Origin of the sequence: Bacillus sp. GMs2/2 (assembly GCF_050172095.1) — a bacterium.
GTDB classification, from domain to species: Bacteria; Bacillota; Bacilli; order Bacillales; family Bacillaceae_G; genus Bacillus_A; species Bacillus_A cereus.
Genome location: NZ_JBNLYE010000483.1, coordinates 1 through 2,510, shown reverse-complemented (window position 1 = coordinate 2,510; position 2,510 = coordinate 1). Strand labels below are relative to the sequence as shown.

Here is a 2,510-nt window from a genome sequence, read left to right as displayed (position 1 = left end):
TTTTGTATACCTCTACATATTTACTATGTTTTTTCATAGCTCTTTCATACCATGGAAGTATATCCTTAGGAGCTTCAAATGTATGCATTTTTGCTAAATCTTTTCCTGCCTCTATACCAATATCATATTGTTCTTTTGGTGAATACGTAGGCAATAGCTTCTTCGCATCTTCCCCTTCTAAATATGAAAAAATACTATAGCATACACCTTCTTCTTCCAATATACCTATTTCAATTGGCCTTTGTGCCTGTACGTTACGTTTTACCATTTCATTTAAAATTTGAAACTCTATTTTCTTTCTTTCATACTCTTTTATATCGCCTGTCCGAAATAAATATTTTTCATTATTTGCATTCGTAATTATATATTTCTTATCAGGCGAAAAACCTTTAGAAATTTCTTCAATATTCGCTGCATCTTTTACTATTTGTATATTGCTTTGCCGTGCTGTAATTATCTTCATATCTATTCCCCTTACATTTCTGCATTTGGTGTATAGGCAACTTCTACAATAAATCCATCCGGATCGTAAAAATCAATCGTATAGTAACCTTCCGAATAATGATTCATTTCAATTGGACCACGTATTACCTTCACTTTCGTACTAGAAAGAAAATCTGCTACTTCATCAACTACTTCTCTATGAATAGCTTGATAACAAATATGTCTAGGCCCTAACGTCCTTACAATTTCCTCATCTACTTCTTTAAAGTATATTTCACTTTCTCCTGTGCTATATGCTACTTCATTTAACTTTCTCCACCCAATTATGGAAAACAACTTATTATAAAAAGAAATGGACTCCTCTAAATTTGCTACCCAAAATTCAATATGATGAATGCCTGCTCGCAGTGTATTCATATTAAGAATACGCTCCTTGTACTACTTGCACAATTTCCATCGGCTTATGAACCATGTAATCTGGTGCATCTTTTTTCACTGTTTCAATAACATCATATCCCCAAGATACCCAAATTACGTTCACTCCAGCCTTTTTACACGCTGCTACGTCTCGCTGTTCATCACCGACATATAACATATCTTTCTCTGTTATCTTTTTCGATTTTAAAAATCTTTTTATCATCTTGTCTTTACCGAACAAATTTTTAGAACAATACACTTCTTGTATATTTTCTATATCATTCTTTTGTAAAAACGCCCGAATATGCTCTTCTGAGTTCGATGATATGACTGCAATTCCGTAGCCTTTTTTATGTAGTTCATCTAATACTTCCTTCATCCCATGGAACAAAATAAGATCTTTTATAGCAGGTTGATACAATTTATAAAACTCCAGCGCTAATATCGGTAGTTTATACAGTGGTACATCGAGTTGTTTACATCTCTCCGCCATCGTTAACTTGCGTAAATACTCAATTTCTTCTTCTCTTACCGTTTTATATCCGTGCTTTTCAGCAATTTGATTATAAATTGGTACAAATATATTTTGTGAATCTACTAATGTGCCATCAAAGTCAAAAACAATATATTTTTGCATTCCCATACTCCCTTTGCTTCTTTTTTCTAAACCTATGTTATTCAACAACATGGTTGTCTGTCCCTTCTATAAAAATAAAAAAGAACAAGATTTTCTCTTGTTCTTTTTAAGAAAGCCATTTCGGCGGTACATTCGTATTCCAATAAATATTTCCTAACTCATGATGTCCTGAGTATCCATCATCAAAACGATGATAATGGAAATTAAAATAATAACCATCTTGCGGTGGATGATCTCTTCTTACATGGAAACGCAATAAATCATTTCCTGATTTCGTATCGTAGACATGAAAAATCTTTTCATTATTCCCACCAGCTGGTTTTTGAGAAATCGCTAATGATTGTAGTGAATCTTCTGGTACATCACTAGCAAGCTCAGCAATTGCCTCTTCAATCTTTGGTAATATTACATCTTTAAATTCATCTTCAATTACTGGACCAATTTTAGTACCAAACTTTTGCATCGACTGCTTCTCTGCTTCTTGCATCGCATAAGTAATAAAAGTATCGGTGGTTAACCTGTCATTCGTTTCTTCATATGTATAGGACGTACTCTCCAAACTTTGTTGCCCAGCTGTGCTCGTAGGCTTGTCCGCAGCTTTGGCATTATCAAGCAATATGGAAGGAGGCGTCACTAAACCAAATGTAAATACGGTAATTAATGCGACTAAGGTTTTTCTAAACCAATTTGGCATTTATGTTCCCTCCCCTTTCACTCATTATTTTTTATATAACGGTGGTTTCTTCTATTATACAAAATGATTATAATTTTTGCACTTTACAATTTTGTTAACGTTCACATATTTTTCACTTGAATATGAAATTGTAAGATTTCATACAATATTAATACCACGATATTGAGGAGGCACTTGAATGACTTTAGACGTCATGTATTCCGCCGCAAGCATACTCGTTTTAGTATATTTTATTTATCAATGTGTTACAGACTAGAAAAAGAGCCGTCAATGGCTCTTTTTTAATGGTAGAAATACAATCCATACAATTAATAAAAT

Annotated in this window: 4 protein-coding genes; all 4 read right to left on the bottom strand. The window is 33.3% G+C overall.

The features are described from left to right. The coding region (locus ACQGS6_RS26375) for an aminoglycoside phosphotransferase family protein (protein ID WP_426965865.1) at positions 1-463 on the bottom strand (463 nt) is incomplete at its 3' end. An 11-nt stretch (positions 464-474) separates the two neighbouring features. Continuing rightward, on the bottom strand, positions 475-861 hold the full coding sequence (locus ACQGS6_RS26370; protein ID WP_047386066.1) for a VOC family protein: 387 nt from the start codon (positions 859-861) through the stop codon (positions 475-477). A 1-nt stretch (position 862) separates the two neighbouring features. Next, entirely contained in the window at positions 863-1,498 is a 636-nt protein-coding gene (locus ACQGS6_RS26365; protein WP_001987851.1) for an HAD family hydrolase, read from the bottom strand. 106 nt (positions 1,499-1,604) lie between these two features. Continuing rightward, the gene (locus tag ACQGS6_RS26360) at positions 1,605-2,192 is read right to left on the bottom strand and encodes a YpjP family protein (RefSeq protein ID WP_001134421.1); all 588 of its coding nucleotides are present in this window, start codon (positions 2,190-2,192) and stop codon (positions 1,605-1,607) included. Positions 2,193-2,510: the final 318 nt, after the last annotated feature.